The organism is Halomonas sp. ANAO-440 (assembly GCF_019915905.1).
In the GTDB taxonomy this organism is placed as follows: Bacteria; Pseudomonadota; Gammaproteobacteria; order Pseudomonadales; family Halomonadaceae; genus Halomonas; species Halomonas chromatireducens.
Map to the genome: position 1 here is coordinate 49,649 of NZ_JAHXBV010000018.1, position 13,386 is coordinate 63,034.

10 protein-coding genes are annotated in these 13,386 nt (G+C 65.1%); 3 read left to right on the top strand and 7 right to left on the bottom strand.

Features of this window, described 5'->3' with window-relative positions; translation table 11 throughout:
* Positions 1-4 precede the first annotated feature (4 nt).
* Positions 5-490, bottom strand: a complete 486-nt coding sequence (locus tag KZO25_RS13395) for a Na+/H+ antiporter subunit E (RefSeq protein WP_223137351.1) — start codon at positions 488-490, stop codon at positions 5-7.
* Positions 487-3,261 carry a cation-translocating P-type ATPase gene (locus tag KZO25_RS13400; RefSeq protein WP_223137352.1) on the bottom strand — a complete coding sequence of 925 codons (2,775 nt, stop codon included), beginning with the start codon at positions 3,259-3,261 and terminating at the stop codon, positions 487-489. Before KZO25_RS13400 ends, KZO25_RS13395 begins: the two co-directional genes overlap by 4 nt.
* A gap of 365 nt (positions 3,262-3,626) precedes the next feature.
* On the opposite strand from KZO25_RS13400, the gene KZO25_RS13405 reads away from it, so the two are divergent.
* Entirely contained in the window at positions 3,627-4,091 is a 465-nt protein-coding gene (locus KZO25_RS13405) for a YchJ family protein (RefSeq protein WP_223137382.1), read from the top strand.
* A 33-nt stretch (positions 4,092-4,124) separates the two neighbouring features.
* Here KZO25_RS13405 and hutH read toward each other — a convergent pair whose 3' ends face one another.
* From hutH to hutI, 4 genes are all read right to left on the bottom strand, one after another.
* Positions 4,125-5,672, bottom strand: a complete 1,548-nt coding sequence (hutH, locus tag KZO25_RS13410; protein WP_223137353.1) for a histidine ammonia-lyase — start codon at positions 5,670-5,672, stop codon at positions 4,125-4,127.
* Complete coding sequence (hutU, locus tag KZO25_RS13415) at positions 5,672-7,375, bottom strand: urocanate hydratase (protein ID WP_223137354.1); 1,704 nt, start codon at positions 7,373-7,375, stop codon at positions 5,672-5,674. The genes hutH and hutU overlap by 1 nt, the downstream gene beginning before the upstream one ends.
* Positions 7,376-7,450: 75 nt before the next feature.
* Entirely contained in the window at positions 7,451-8,440 is a 990-nt protein-coding gene (gene hutG / locus KZO25_RS13420) for a formimidoylglutamase (RefSeq protein WP_223137355.1), read from the bottom strand.
* The gene (gene hutI, locus KZO25_RS13425; RefSeq protein WP_223137356.1) at positions 8,433-9,683 is read right to left on the bottom strand and encodes an imidazolonepropionase; all 1,251 of its coding nucleotides are present in this window, start codon (positions 9,681-9,683) and stop codon (positions 8,433-8,435) included. Before hutI ends, hutG begins: the two co-directional genes overlap by 8 nt.
* A gap of 350 nt (positions 9,684-10,033) precedes the next feature.
* Here hutI and KZO25_RS13430 point away from each other — a divergent pair, with 350 nt between their 5' ends.
* The gene (locus tag KZO25_RS13430; RefSeq protein ID WP_223137357.1) at positions 10,034-11,365 is read left to right on the top strand and encodes a YjiH family protein; all 1,332 of its coding nucleotides are present in this window, start codon (positions 10,034-10,036) and stop codon (positions 11,363-11,365) included.
* A 92-nt stretch (positions 11,366-11,457) separates the two neighbouring features.
* Here KZO25_RS13430 and hutC read toward each other — a convergent pair whose 3' ends face one another.
* The gene (gene hutC, locus KZO25_RS13435; RefSeq protein ID WP_223137358.1) at positions 11,458-12,174 is read right to left on the bottom strand and encodes a histidine utilization repressor; all 717 of its coding nucleotides are present in this window, start codon (positions 12,172-12,174) and stop codon (positions 11,458-11,460) included.
* Positions 12,175-12,339: 165 nt separating this feature from the next.
* Here hutC and rluF point away from each other — a divergent pair, with 165 nt between their 5' ends.
* On the top strand, positions 12,340-13,359 hold the full coding sequence (gene rluF / locus KZO25_RS13440; protein WP_223137359.1) for a 23S rRNA pseudouridine(2604) synthase RluF: 1,020 nt from the start codon (positions 12,340-12,342) through the stop codon (positions 13,357-13,359).
* Positions 13,360-13,386: the final 27 nt, after the last annotated feature.

Sequence of the window (13,386 nt, forward strand, 5' to 3'; positions counted from 1 at the left end):
GGGGCTAGGTCTCCTTCCGGTGGGTTACTCCGAAGAGAGCGGCAATACGTCGTTCGAGCCGTACCAGAGAGGCCGCGGTGCCGTTGTGCAGGTTCAGGACGTGGACCTGCAGGGCGCCGGAGGCGAGACGCAGTGCCAGGGTGCCGGGTATCAGGTTGATCAGGCTGGCCATGAACAGTTGGGCCGGGCCTTCGGGCAGATAATGCCAGCGGTGTTCGATCACTCTTGTGTTGAGCCGGAGCGAGGGGCGGCAGGCCAGCCAGGCCACCTCCAGTCCGCCGCGAAGGGCCAGCCAGAGGGCATGGGGCACGAACAGGAGAACCGCCAAGGGGCGCAGATGCCAGTTGAAGACGGGCATCAGCACCGCCGCGGCAAGTATGGCTGGCACTCCCCAGGCCCAGGAGGCGGGGTCGCCGCTGCTGATGGCCCACCACAGCAGCGACAGTATCGCCAGTCGCCATGCCCATGCCTGCCAACGTCGATAGTTCATTGGGTTGAGGCGCTGGCCTTGTCATGCTGCCCCGCCGCCGGAGTGTCGGGCGACTTGCGCAGGCGCAGCACCCACTTCTCCAGCTCCACGATGAGGAATATCGACACGCTGCCGGCCAGTATGACGAGCCAATGCAGCGGCGCCAGGCCGGCACTGCCGAAGACCGTCTGCATGAAGGGCAGGTAGGTCCAGCCAAGCTGCAGCAGGACGACGAGCCCGATGGCAATCCACACCGGTTGGCTGCCGAAGATGCCCTGCACGGAGAGTGCGCTGTGGACCAGGAAGCGGCTGTTGATCAGATAGGCGGCGCTGCCCAGTACCAGCATGTTCACCGCCCCGGCCCGCGCCAGCTCCGGGCTGCCTTCCTGAACGAGCAGGATCCAGGTGAACATGCCGAACACGCCGATCAACAGCAGCACCGATACGAACACCACCCGCCACAGCAGGAAGAGGTCGAGCAGCGCCGCCGATGGATCCCGTGGCTGACGCTGCATGATATCCGGCTCGGCCTTCTCGAAGGCCAGGGCCAGGCCCAGGGTCACCGCCACCACCATGTTGACCCACAGCGCCTGCAGCGGCGTCACCGGCAGCATGGTTCCCCCGAGCACGGCGAGCATGATCGCCAGGCCCTGGCCGCCGTTGGTGGGCAGGATAAAGGTGATGGTCTTGCGGATGTTGTCATAGACCTTCCGTCCCTCTTCGATGGCATTGACGATGGTGGCGAAGTTGTCATCGGCCAGCACCATTTCGGCGGCCTCCTTGGCGGCCTCTGTGCCCTGGATGCCCATGGCAACGCCGACGTCGGCACGCTTGAGGGCAGGGCCATCGTTGACCCCGTCGCCGGTCATGGCGCAGATGCCGCCCTGGGCCTGCATCGCCTTGACCAGGCGCAGCTTGTGCTCTGGGGCGGCGCGGGCGAAGACATCCACTTTCAGAATCTTCTTTTCGAGCTCCTCGTCGCTCATGGATTCCAGCTCGCGCCCGCTCACCGCCTCCTCGGTCTGGGCAAAGCCAAGCTGGTCGGCGATGGCACGGGCAGTCACGGCATGGTCACCGGTCACCATGACCGGGCGAATGCCGGCTTGCAGGCACTGCTTGACCGCCTCGATCGCTGCTTCCCGTGGGGGGTCCAGCAGCCCCACCAGGCCAAGCAGCACCAGGCCCTCTTCCGCGTGTTCGTCGCTGAGTTCGCCGGAGATGCCTTCCCCATCCTTTTCCGCCAGTGCCAGTACCCGAAGCCCCCGGGACGAGAGGGCATGGATACGGTCCTCCCACTCCTGGTGGTCGAGGTCGTTATCGCCATCGTCACCGCGCACCTTGTGGCACATTTCCAGCAGCCGGTCCGGTGCGCCCTTGACCAGCAGACGACTGCCATCCAGGTCGTTGAGGGTGGCCATGTACTTGCGTTCGGACTCGAAGGGAATGGCATCCTTGCGGGGGTGTTCCTCACGAAGCTCGTGGGTATCGACATCGCCCTTGGCGGCAGCCACGACGAGGGCTCCCTCGGTGGGGTCGCCGTGGATCGTCCAGCGCTCCTCTTCCTTGGCCAGCTCGGCGTCATTGCACAACACGCCGACCTTGAGGAAGTGAGCCAGGGCGGGGTAATCGTCCAGTGAGATCGTCTCACCCTCCTCGTCACTCTCCTTGTCCCTCGGGGCGAGTTGCAGCTCGCCCTCCGGCTTGAAGCCGATGCCGGAAAGACGAAACTCGCCTTCGGGCAGCCAGATGGCCTGTGCCGTCATCTCGTTGCGGGTGAGGGTGCCGGTCTTGTCGGAGAAGATGGTGGAGATCGAGCCCAGGGTCTCCACGGCAGGCAGCCGGCGAATGATGGCGTTGCGCTTGGCCATGGCCTGCACCCCCAGCGCGAGGGTGATGGTCACGATGGCGGGTAGCCCTTCGGGGATGGCGGCAACCGCCAGGCCTACCGCGGCCATGAACATGGCGCTGATGGCCTGGTCATGAATGATCACGCCGAACGTTGCGGTCAGAGCGGCGGCACCCAGGATGAAGATGGCCAGCACCCGCCCGGCCCGGTCCAACTGGCGCAGCAAGGGGGTCTTGAGCTGCTCCACATCGCGCAGCATCTCCGAGATACGACCGATTTCGGTTCGGGTCCCGGTTTCCACCACGAGACCCACCGCCGTACCCTGGGCCACGATGGTGCTGGCGTAGGCCATGGCGCTTCGCTCGGCGAGGTCGGCGCTTTCCTCTACCGGTTCGGTCTGCTTGTCGACCGGCGTGGACTCCCCGGTCAGCGCCGCCTCTTCGGTACGCAGGCGCTTTGCTTCGATGAGACGCAGATCCGCCGGTATCCGGTCGCCGCTCTCCACCATCACGATGTCGCCGGGCACCAGCTCCTCGGCGTCTATCGTCTGACGCTTTCCCCCACGCAGCACGTTCGCCTGGGGCGAGAGCATGTCGCGTATACTCTCCAGCGCCTGTTCGGCCTTGCCTTCCTGAATGAAGCCGATCAGCGCGATGATGATGACGACGCCAAGAATCGCCAGGGCATCCAGCGTCTGGCCCAGCCCCAGGCTGGCCACCGCCGCCACGATCAGGATCAGCATCAGGATGTTGTTGAACTGCTCGAGCAGCCGCTTCCACCAGGGGCGCCCCTGCTGCTGCTTGAGCTTGTTCGGGCCATAGTCGTTCAGGCGTTCCCGGGCGACGTCGTCCGGGAGGCCCTCGCGGGAGCCTTGGACCCTTTCCAGGGCGTCGTCGGCTGACAGGGCATGCCAGGCGGTGCGGGGGGGATCTTGGCTTTCGGCCATTTCCTTATCTCCGAAGGCGTGTCATAGGTGCCAACATATCTAGCATAAACTGTGCTGCACTGCAGTGATGTAGGACAAGTCATACATCATAAGCCGCTGTGCCGTGGGGTGAAGGCGTCCGGCCATGCACCCGCGGAGCCTGGGTATGGGCTCAGGACGGGCCTTGATGAGTGTAGTGGCGGTCCTGGTTAGCAAGTGTAGAGTTACGTGTGTCCTTGATTTCAAGGCAAGCGCGGTTGCCCAACAGGAACAGGAGTTCAACTTGTGCCAGATCGGCAAGTTGCCTTCCAGTGTAGGAGAAGTGAGTCATGAGCCACAACAGCAGCCCGAGCGCCGCGCCTTCAGGGCATTTCGGCCTCGAATCAATGGACGATAAGCCCTGCCCGTGCGGCAGTGGCAATGCTCTGGCAGCCTGCTGTGGTCGTTTCCACCGAGGCGAGCCGGCACCCCATCCCGAGGCATTGATGCGATCGCGCTATAGTGCCTTCGCCCTCGACCTGACCGATTACCTGCTGGCGACCTGGCATGCGTCGACGCGCCCGCAACATCTCGATTCGGGTGGCGCGACCCGCTGGGTGCGTCTTGAGGTGCTGGATGCGAGTGAGGAGGGAGAGGGGGACTCGGCCCGCGGCCGAGTGCATTTTCGCGCCACCTTCCGTGAAGGCGGACGCTGGGCAGTATTGGAGGAGAACTCCCGCTTCGTGCAGGAGGCAGGGCGCTGGGTCTACCTCGATGGCAGCCCCAGCGTGACCCGCCTGAAGCCGGGCCGCAACGACCCCTGCGCCTGTGGCAGCGGTGGCAAGTTCAAGGGCTGCTGCGGCCGCGGATGACGCTGACGCCCTTCGAGAGCCCGTTTGCTCAGCTCAGTGGCTGGGCAGCAGCGACACTGGCACCAGCGCATTGAGGGTGCGTGTCTTCAATAGCTCGGTCGCGGCTTCGATATCCGGGGCGAAGAAGCGGTCCCTGTCATAGTAGGCGACTCGTTCGCGCAGGGAGCGGCGGGCCCTTTCCAGCGGCTCGGTGGTGGCCAGGTGCTGACCGTCCGCTGACTTGCGGAACTCGAGTCCCTGGCAGGCGGCGAGCCACTCGATGGCGAGAATACCGCGCACGTTGTCGGCCATTTCCCACAGGCGCTTGCCGGCAGCCGGGGCCATGGAGACATGGTCCTCCTGGTTGGCCGAGGTGGGCAGGCTGTCGACGCTGTGGGGGTGCGACAATGCCTTGTTTTCACTGGCCAGGGCCGCTGCGGTGACCTGGGCGATCATGAAGCCGGAGTTGATCCCGCCGTTCTCCACCAGGAAGGGCGGCAGCTGGGACATGTGCTTGTCCATCATCAGCGATACACGGCGCTCGGTCAGCGAGCCGATCTCGGCGATGGCCAGGGCCAGGTTGTCGGCGGCCATGGCCACCGGTTCGGCATGGAAGTTGCCGCCGGAGATGATGTCCCCACCCTCGACGAACACCAGCGGGTTGTCCGATACCGCGTTGACCTCCACCGCCAGCACCTCGGCGGCCTGGCGCAGCTGGGTCAGGCAGGCACCCATTACCTGGGGCTGACAGCGCAGCGAGTAGGGGTCCTGCACCTTGTCGCAGTCGGCATGGGTGTCGCTGATCGCGCTGCGCTCGCCCAGCAGGTGGCGGTACGCCGCCGCGGCATCGATCTGGCCAGGCTGGCCGCGAGCCTCGTGGATCCGGGCATCGAAGGGGGAGCGCGAGCTGAGGGTTGCCTCCACCGTCAGTGAGCCGCACACCGTGGCCGCGGCGAACAGGTCCTCGGCTTCGAACAGCCCCTTGAGCGCATAGGCGGTGGAGACCTGGGTGCCGTTGAGCAGTGCCAGGCCCTCCTTGGGGGCCAGGGCCAGTGGTTCGAGGCCGGCGATGGTCAGGGCCTCCCTGGCGGAGACCCACTCGCCCCGGTAGCGCGCCTTGCCCTCACCGAGCAGTACCACGCTCATATGCGCCAGGGGAGCCAGGTCGCCGGAGGCGCCCACCGAGCCCTTGAGCGGAATGTGCGGATAGACCCCGGCATTGACCAGTGCCAGCAGGGCGTCGAGGACTTCGCGACGAATGCCGGAGAAGCCACGGGCCAGGCTATTGACCTTGAGCACCATGATCAGGCGCACCAGGGCATCGTCCATGGGGGCGCCGACACCGGTGGCGTGGGAGAGCACCAGGGAGCGCTGCAGCTCCTCCAGGTGTGCCTTGTCGATGCGGGTCTGGGCCAGCAGGCCGAAGCCGGTATTGATGCCGTAGACGGTACGGTCTTCCGCCACCACCTGATTGACGCAATCGACGGCGCGTTGGATGGCCTGGTCGGCACTGGCCGGCAGGCTGACCGTCAGCGGCGCTTCGAACACCTGGCGCGCCTGGGCCAGGGTCATCTTGCCGGGTTGAATCGTCATTTCTTCCATTATTCGCTTTCCTTATCGAGCATCGGCAGGTCGAGGCCGTTGTCGCGGGCGCACTGCTTGGCGATATCGTAACCGGCGTCGGCATGACGCATCACCCCGGTGCCCGGGTCGTTGCGCAGCACCCGGCCGAGGCGCGCGTGGGCATCTTCGCTGCCGTCGGCGACGATCACCACCCCGGCATGCTGTGAATAGCCCATGCCCACGCCGCCGCCGTGGTGCAACGAGACCCAGGTCGCTCCGCCGGCGGTATTGAGCAGGGCGTTGAGCAGCGGCCAGTCGGAGACGGCGTCGCTGCCGTCCATCATCGCTTCGGTCTCCCGGTTGGGGCTGGCCACCGAGCCGGAGTCCAGGTGGTCGCGGCCGATGACGATGGGTGCCTTGAGCTCACCCGTGGCGACCATCTCGTTGAAGGCCTGGCCCAGGCGGGCGCGATCCTTGAGGCCCACCCAGCAGATCCGCGCCGGCAGGCCCTGGAAGGCGATCCGCTCCCGGGCCATGTCGAGCCAGTTGTGCAGGTGCGGGTCGTCGGGGATCAGCTCCTTGACCTTCTGGTCGGTCTTGTAGATGTCTTCCGGGTCGCCGGAGAGCGCCACCCAGCGGAACGGGCCGATGCCCTGGCAGAACAGCGGGCGGATATAGGCCGGTACGAAGCCGGGGAAGTCGAAGGCGTTCTCCACGCCCTCTTCCTGGGCCATCTGGCGGATATTGTTGCCGTAGTCGAAGGTCGGCACGCCCATGGCCTGGAAGTCGAGCATGGCACGTACATGCACCGCCATGGACTGCTTGGCGGCCTTGACCACGTCGGCGGGTTCGGTCTTGCCCCGGGCCACGTATTCGTCCCAGCTCCAGCCCGACGGCAAATAGCCATGCAGCGGGTCGTGGGCGCTGGTCTGGTCGGTGACCATGTCCGGGCGCACGCCACGCTTCACCAGCTCGGGCAGCACGTCGGCGGCGTTGGCGCACAGGCCGATGGAGACCGCCTTGCCCTCGGCGGTGTAGCGCTCGATGCGTTTGAGTGCGTCGTCGAGATCGCTGGCCTGCTCGTCCAGGTAGCGGGTGCGCAGGCGGAAGTCGATGCTGGTCTGCTGGCACTCGATATTCAGCGAACAGGCCCCGGCCAGGGTCGCGGCCAGGGGTTGGGCGCCGCCCATGCCGCCGAGGCCGGCGGTGAGGATCCAGCGGCCGGCCAACTTGCCGTCGTAGTGCTGGCGCCCGGCTTCGACGAAGGTCTCGTAGGTACCCTGGACGATACCCTGGGAACCGATGTAGATCCACGAGCCGGCGGTCATCTGGCCGTACATCATCAGGCCCTGCTTATCCAGCTCGTTGAAGTGCTCCCAGTTGGCCCAGGCCGGCACCAGGTTGGAGTTGGCGATGAGCACCCGCGGGGCGTCCCTGTGGGTCTCGAACACGCCCACCGGCTTGCCCGACTGGATCAGCAGCGACTGGTTGTCCTCCAGGCGCTTGAGGGTGTCGACGATGGCGTCGAAGCACTGCCAGTCCCGGGCGGCACGACCGATGCCACCGTAGACCACCAGGTCCTCGGGGCGCTCTGCCACGTCCGGGTGAAGGTTGTTCATCAGCATGCGCATGGGGGCTTCGGTGAGCCAGCTCTTGCAGCTGAGTTCGCTCCCGGTGGGGGCGGCGATCCGGCGGCTGGGATCGTGACGGGGGTCGGTGGTGGGGGCCTGGTGGCTGTTCATTGTCGTCTCCTGTCTATTGTCGTGACGTTTCGTGTCTCTTGGGTCTGATGCCTGGCCTTATGCCCTCAGGCCGGATCAGGGTGCGAGCGTCAGTTGATGGATCAGCCGCGCTGCCGCCTTGGCGGTGCGGCCGTCGATATCGAAGCCTGGGTTCAGTTCGGCCAGGTCGACCAGGGCCAGCTTGTGGCTATCGCGTACGCGCACGGCCAGGCGCTCCAGCAGGGGCAGCGATACACCATGGGCAGCGGGGGCGCTGACGCCGGGGGCTTCGCTTGCCGGCAGCACGTCCAGGTCGATGGTCAGGTAGATCCGGTCGCAGTCGGCGATAAAGGCGTCGAGTTCGTCGCCGATGCCGTCGAGGCTTGCCGCGGTGATCTCGTGGTCCTCGCGCACCAGCATGCCGAACTCGGTGGCGCGCTCGAACAGGGCCGCGGTGTTATTGGCCCTGCTCACGCCGAGGCAGGCGTAGCGGAACGGCCAGCCGCGGCGCTCGCATTCGTCGGCGATCTGGGCGAAGGGTGTGCCCGAGGAGCCGCGTTGGCCTGGGGTGAGAAGCGGGTTGCGAAGATCGAAGTGCGCGTCGAGGTTGATGATGCCGATGACCGGCGCCGTCTTGCCGGACGCCGCGTTTTCCAGGTGACGAGCCAGGCCCGACCAGCTGCCATAGGCCACTTCATGACCGCCACCGAGCACCACCGGCAGATGACCGGCGTCGAGCAGCGCGGCGGCCCTCCCGGCGAGCCGCGACTGAGCGCTTTCCATGCCGTCGTCGCTGCCATGGGGGTGGCAGACCACATCGCCGGCATCGAAGGCGGACGCACCATGGTGCCAGGCCAGGTTGGCCAGCGCCTTGCGTATGGCGCGGGGGCCGCCAGCGGCGCCGATGCGCCCGTGGTTGCGCGCCACTCCGGCGTCACAGGCGAAGCCGAGCAGGGCGATGCCGGCAGGAGCGTTCGCCGCCCGGCTGCCGGCGGGCAGGGGTTCGATCACCTGATGCCAGCGCAGGCTGTTCGGCTCCGGGTCCTCACGCCCTGCCCAGGGCGACATATCGATCCACTCAGACATGGCGGCGTTCTCCTTCGTCTCGTTCCAGTTCACTGACGCTACCCGCGAATACCCGCTGGCGAAGGCGGCCGGGCTGTATGGCATAGGCGAGGGCGGCGGGGGTGTCGACGTGCCACAGGCAGAGGTCGGCCGGGGCGCCTTCCTCGATTCGACCCAGCCGCTCTTCATGAAACCCTAAGGCCCGGGCGCCATGGGCGGTCATGCCGGCCAGCGCTTCCCTTGGCGTCAGCCGGAACAGGGTGCAGGCGAAATTGAGCATCAGGGTGGGGTTGAAGATCGGCGAGCTGCCCGGGTTGGCATCGGTGGCCACCGCCATTGGCACCCCGGCTGCCCTCAGCGCCTCGATGGGGGGCAGCCGGGTCTCCCGCAGGGTGTGGAAGGCGCCGGGCAGCAGCACGGCGACACTGCCGGCCTCGCGCAGGGCTTTTACACCGGCTTCGTCGAGAAATTCGATATGGTCGGCGGAGAGTGCCCCGAAGCGCGCCGCGGCGGCACTGCCCCCCAGGTTGGAGAGCTGCTCCGCATGGGCCTTGATCGACAGGCCGTGGGCCTTGGCGGCCGCGAACACCCGCTCGCATTGGGCAACGGAGAAAGCGATCTTCTCGCAGAACACGTCTACTGCGTCGGCCAATCCTTCGGTGGCGGCGGCAGGGATCATTTCGTTGCATACCAGGCTGATATAGCCGTCGCTGTCGTCCCTGAATTCCGGGGGCAGGGCATGGGCGCCGAGCAGGGTGGTGACTACCCGCACCGGCAGCTCCTGGCCCAGGCGACGTGCCACGCGCAGCATCTTGAGTTCGTCGGCAACGGTGAGGCCGTAGCCGGACTTGATCTCCACGGTGGTGACGCCATCCCGCATCAGCGCCTCCAGCCTCGGCCGGGCGGCCTCGAACAGCTCGGCTTCGGTGGCTGCCCGGGTGGCGTTCACCGTGCTGAGGATGCCGCCGCCGGCTCGGGCGATCTCCTCGTAGCTGGCGCCTTCCAGGCGCTGCTCGAATTCATCGGCTCGAGAGCCGCCGAATACCAGATGGGTGTGGCAATCGACCAGGCCAGGGGTCATCACGCCGCCGCGGGCCATCTCCTCACAGCCGGCTGCGGTGGCCTCGTCGAATTCGGTCATCGGCACGACACGACCGATACGGTCGCCTTCGACCACGACCGCCATCGGCTCGGGCAGGGTGTCGAGGCCATCGAAGAGGATGACGTCTCGCCAGAGTTTGCGCTTATGCGGGGTGCCGGTCATGGGGCCTCCTGCTGATGATGGTCGACATAATGTATATACATTTAAACGATGGCCGTCCCCGCGTCAAGCATGGCGGCGCTATTCCGTGATGTTGCCGGTTCACGGCGCACGGTCTCTCCTTTCGACATGCAGCTAAGCTTATATTAATAAAGGAGAAATGCTGGATTTATGCGCTTGGGGTTCTACTTGTGTTCGATAATCCTGCGACGAAAGTATAGGCGTGATTCCGCGGGTTGTCCTGGCTGGGCGATTCATCTTATTGTATATACATTAATGACAGGCCGTATCGACACCCGACCGGCACCGTGGCGTGTCACGACATTCCGACGACAACAAGAGGAGGGGATTCCATGACGATCCCTCAGCAGGCGGCACAGAGTCGCCGTCGACCATCGCTGATGACTGTACTCAAGCTGTTCATACCCAGTGCGCTGGGTATCCTGATCTTCTTCGTGCCGGTGACCATCGGCGAACGAACGACCATCCTGCTGGACCACATGGTCACCGGGGCGCGCACCTTGATGGGCGACTTCAGCGGCTTCTATGCCCTGGCGCTGATCGTTGCCGGTGCCGTCTACCCCCTGGCCAAGGGGTACTGGAATCGCAGCCTCACCGAGCGCATCTTCACGCTGCTCAAGCTGGCCGGGGTGGCCGCGGCACTGATGGCCATGACCGGCTGGGGGCCCGGCTTCCTGCATGAGCCGGACATGCTGCCGTTCTTGTTCGAGCGGCTGGTGATTCCCGTCGGGCTGATCGTGCCCATCGGCGCCGTCTTCCTGGCGCTGTTGATCAGCTATGGCCTGCTGGAGCTGATCGGTGTGCTGGTGCAGCCGGTGATGAGGCCGATCTGGCGCACTCCCGGGCGCTCGGCCATCGATGCCGTGGCATCCTTCGTGGGTAGCTACTCCATCGGCCTGCTGATCACCAACCGGGTCTACCAGGCGGGGCAGTACTCGGCCCGGGAAGCGGCGATCATCGCTACCGGCTTCTCCACGGTCTCGGCCACCTTCATGATCATCGTGGCGCGTACCCTCGACCTGATGAGCGTGTGGAATCTCTACTTCTGGCTGACGCTCTTGATTACCTTCATCGTCACGGCGATCACCGTGCGCCTGCCCCCCCTGCGTGGCATGGACAACAGCAAGAGCGATGGTGAACCCGAGTCGATACCGGGAAAGCGGCTCTCTACTGCCTGGCATACCGGCCTCGCCGTTGCCGAGAAGGCTCCCAGCCTGCCCAGGAGCGTGTCGATCAACGTGCGCGAAGGCCTGGTGATGGCGATCAGCATCCTGCCGTCGATCATGTCGGTGGGGCTGTTGGGCCTGCTGCTGGCCAAGTACACGCCGCTGTTCGAGTGGCTGGGCTGGCTGTTCTATCCCTTCGTCGCCATCTGGGGACTGGACGATGCAGCGGCGCTCTCCCAGGCGGCGGCCTCGGGCCTGGCAGAGATGTTCCTGCCCGCGCTGCTGATGGCGGAAGCCGATTTCGTGGCGCGCTTCGCCGCCGGGGTGGTGTCGGTATCCGGCGTGCTGTTCTTCTCCGCCTCGATTCCCTGCATCCTTTCCACCAGCATTCCGCTCTCGGTGGGGCGCATCGTGGTGATCTGGTTCATTCGCGTGGCGCTCAGCCTGTTGCTCGCCGTGCCGGCGGGCTACCTGGCACTGGCCGTGTCAGGCGGTTAGCCGCTTGCCGCTTTCACCAACGCGGCCGGCCATGCCGGCCGCGTTGCGATAAGCGTATCGAAGGTGGGTTAGAGCTTGGGGTCCAGGTACGATCAGGAGCCATTGCGATGCACCGACGAGCGCAGCTTGTAGCGCTCGCCGGGGTGGATCAGCCGGGCGTAGCTGATCAGATGGTCGCCGGACCAGGTGCGGCGAATCATGCTCAGGCAGGGGCGGGTCGTGTCGGTGTCCAGATGGCGTGCAGTTGCTTCATCCACCAGCACCGCTTCGACCACGTGCTCGATATCGCTGATCGGGCAGGCCGCCACCAGCACCTCGTTGGGGGTGTGGCGCGTGAAGTCGGTATCGAGATAGTCCGGCACCCAGCGGGGATTGACGTAGCGATTCTCGAGCTGGATCGGCACGCCATTCTCGCAATGCACGATCAGGGTGTGAAAGACCCGCGTCCCCAGGCGTACGCCAAGGCGCAGCGCCACCTCATCATCGGCTTCAATCGCTTCGCTGCACAGGACCTCGTTACTGTAGCCATGGCCGCGGCTGCGCACCTCCTCGGCGATATTATGCACTTCCACCAGTGACGACTCCGCCTTGCGATCGGTGACGAAGGTGCCGAGTCCGGGCTGGCGAATCAGGTAGCCCTGCTGTACCAGGTCGCGTATTGCCTTGTTGGCCGTCATGCGGCTGACGCCAAAGTCACGGGCCAGTTGCTCCTCAGGAGGAATCTGGTGATGCGCCGGCCAGTCGCCGCCGTTGATCTTCTCCAGCAGGTGTTGCTGAATCTGCAGGTAGAGGGGAGAGGTGCTGCCCATGGTCGGCGAGGCGTCCTTTGTCGATTGGATCGTTTGACGGGGTATCGCTCAGTTTACCCTCCAGCGTGGGCTGACACACCCCATGATGAGCGTAACCCTTTCATCGATATGGCTTGCCATGCTTGAATGCCTCTCTGTCCCCGTGTTCTTTCTGGTAAGTGTGCCATGGCCTCCCGTTCTTCGACCCGTATCAACAAGTTCATCAGTGAAAGTGGCATGTGCTCCCGGCGCGAGGCCGACCGCTATGTGGAGCAGGGCAATGTCTTTCTCAATGGCAAGCGGGCCAAGACAGGAGACCAGGTGTTTGCTGGGGATGAGGTCAAGGTCAACGGCCAGTTGATCGAGCCCCAGGAAGACGAAGACCTTGTCTTCATTGCCTTGAACAAGCCGGTGGGCATCGTCAGCACCACCGAGCCGAGCGAGAAGGACAACATCGTCGACTTCGTCAAGCATGGGGTGCGTATCTTCCCCATCGGCCGGCTGGACAAGGATTCCCAGGGACTCATCTTCCTGACCAACAATGGTGACCTGGTCAACAAGATACTCCGGGCCAGCAACAATCATGAGAAGGAGTACCGGGTCACCGTCAACAAGCCGATTACGGATGACTTCATCGTGGGCATGAGTTCCGGTGTGCGTATCCTTGGCGAGGTGACGAAGCCGTGCAAGGTCGTCAAGGAGTCGACCTTCGTTTTCAACATAACGCTGGTGCAAGGGCTGAATCGCCAGATTCGGCGCATGTGTGAAAAGTTCGATTACGAGGTCACCCGGCTCGAGCGAATCCGGATCATGAATGTGTCCCTCAAGGGGCTGGCGCTTGGGGACTGGCGCGACCTGACCGAGAAAGAGATCGACACGATCAATGCGCTGACCGAAAGCTCGGCCTCTGATGCCGAGGGCAGGAAGTCTTCGGCGGCCAGGGCGCCGGGCAAGCGCAAGACAGCCAAGGTAGCAAAGGGGGGAGCGGCCGCGAGCAGGCGTGCCAGCCAAGGCAAGGCATCCTCGAGCGGCCGGACCACGGGCAAGGGGGCCAAGGCCAGGTCGTCAACAAGTGGAAGCGCAGGCAAGGGGGCCGGGCCGAAGCAGAAGGCCAACGCCCGAAAGCAGAAGTCCCCGAAGCCCAGGTCAACCGGCGGCCAACCGGGAAAGCCAGGCAGGCCACGCCGGGCGAAGCCGGGGCGCTAGGTCCGCCGAAGGCAGTAGAGCGAGCAA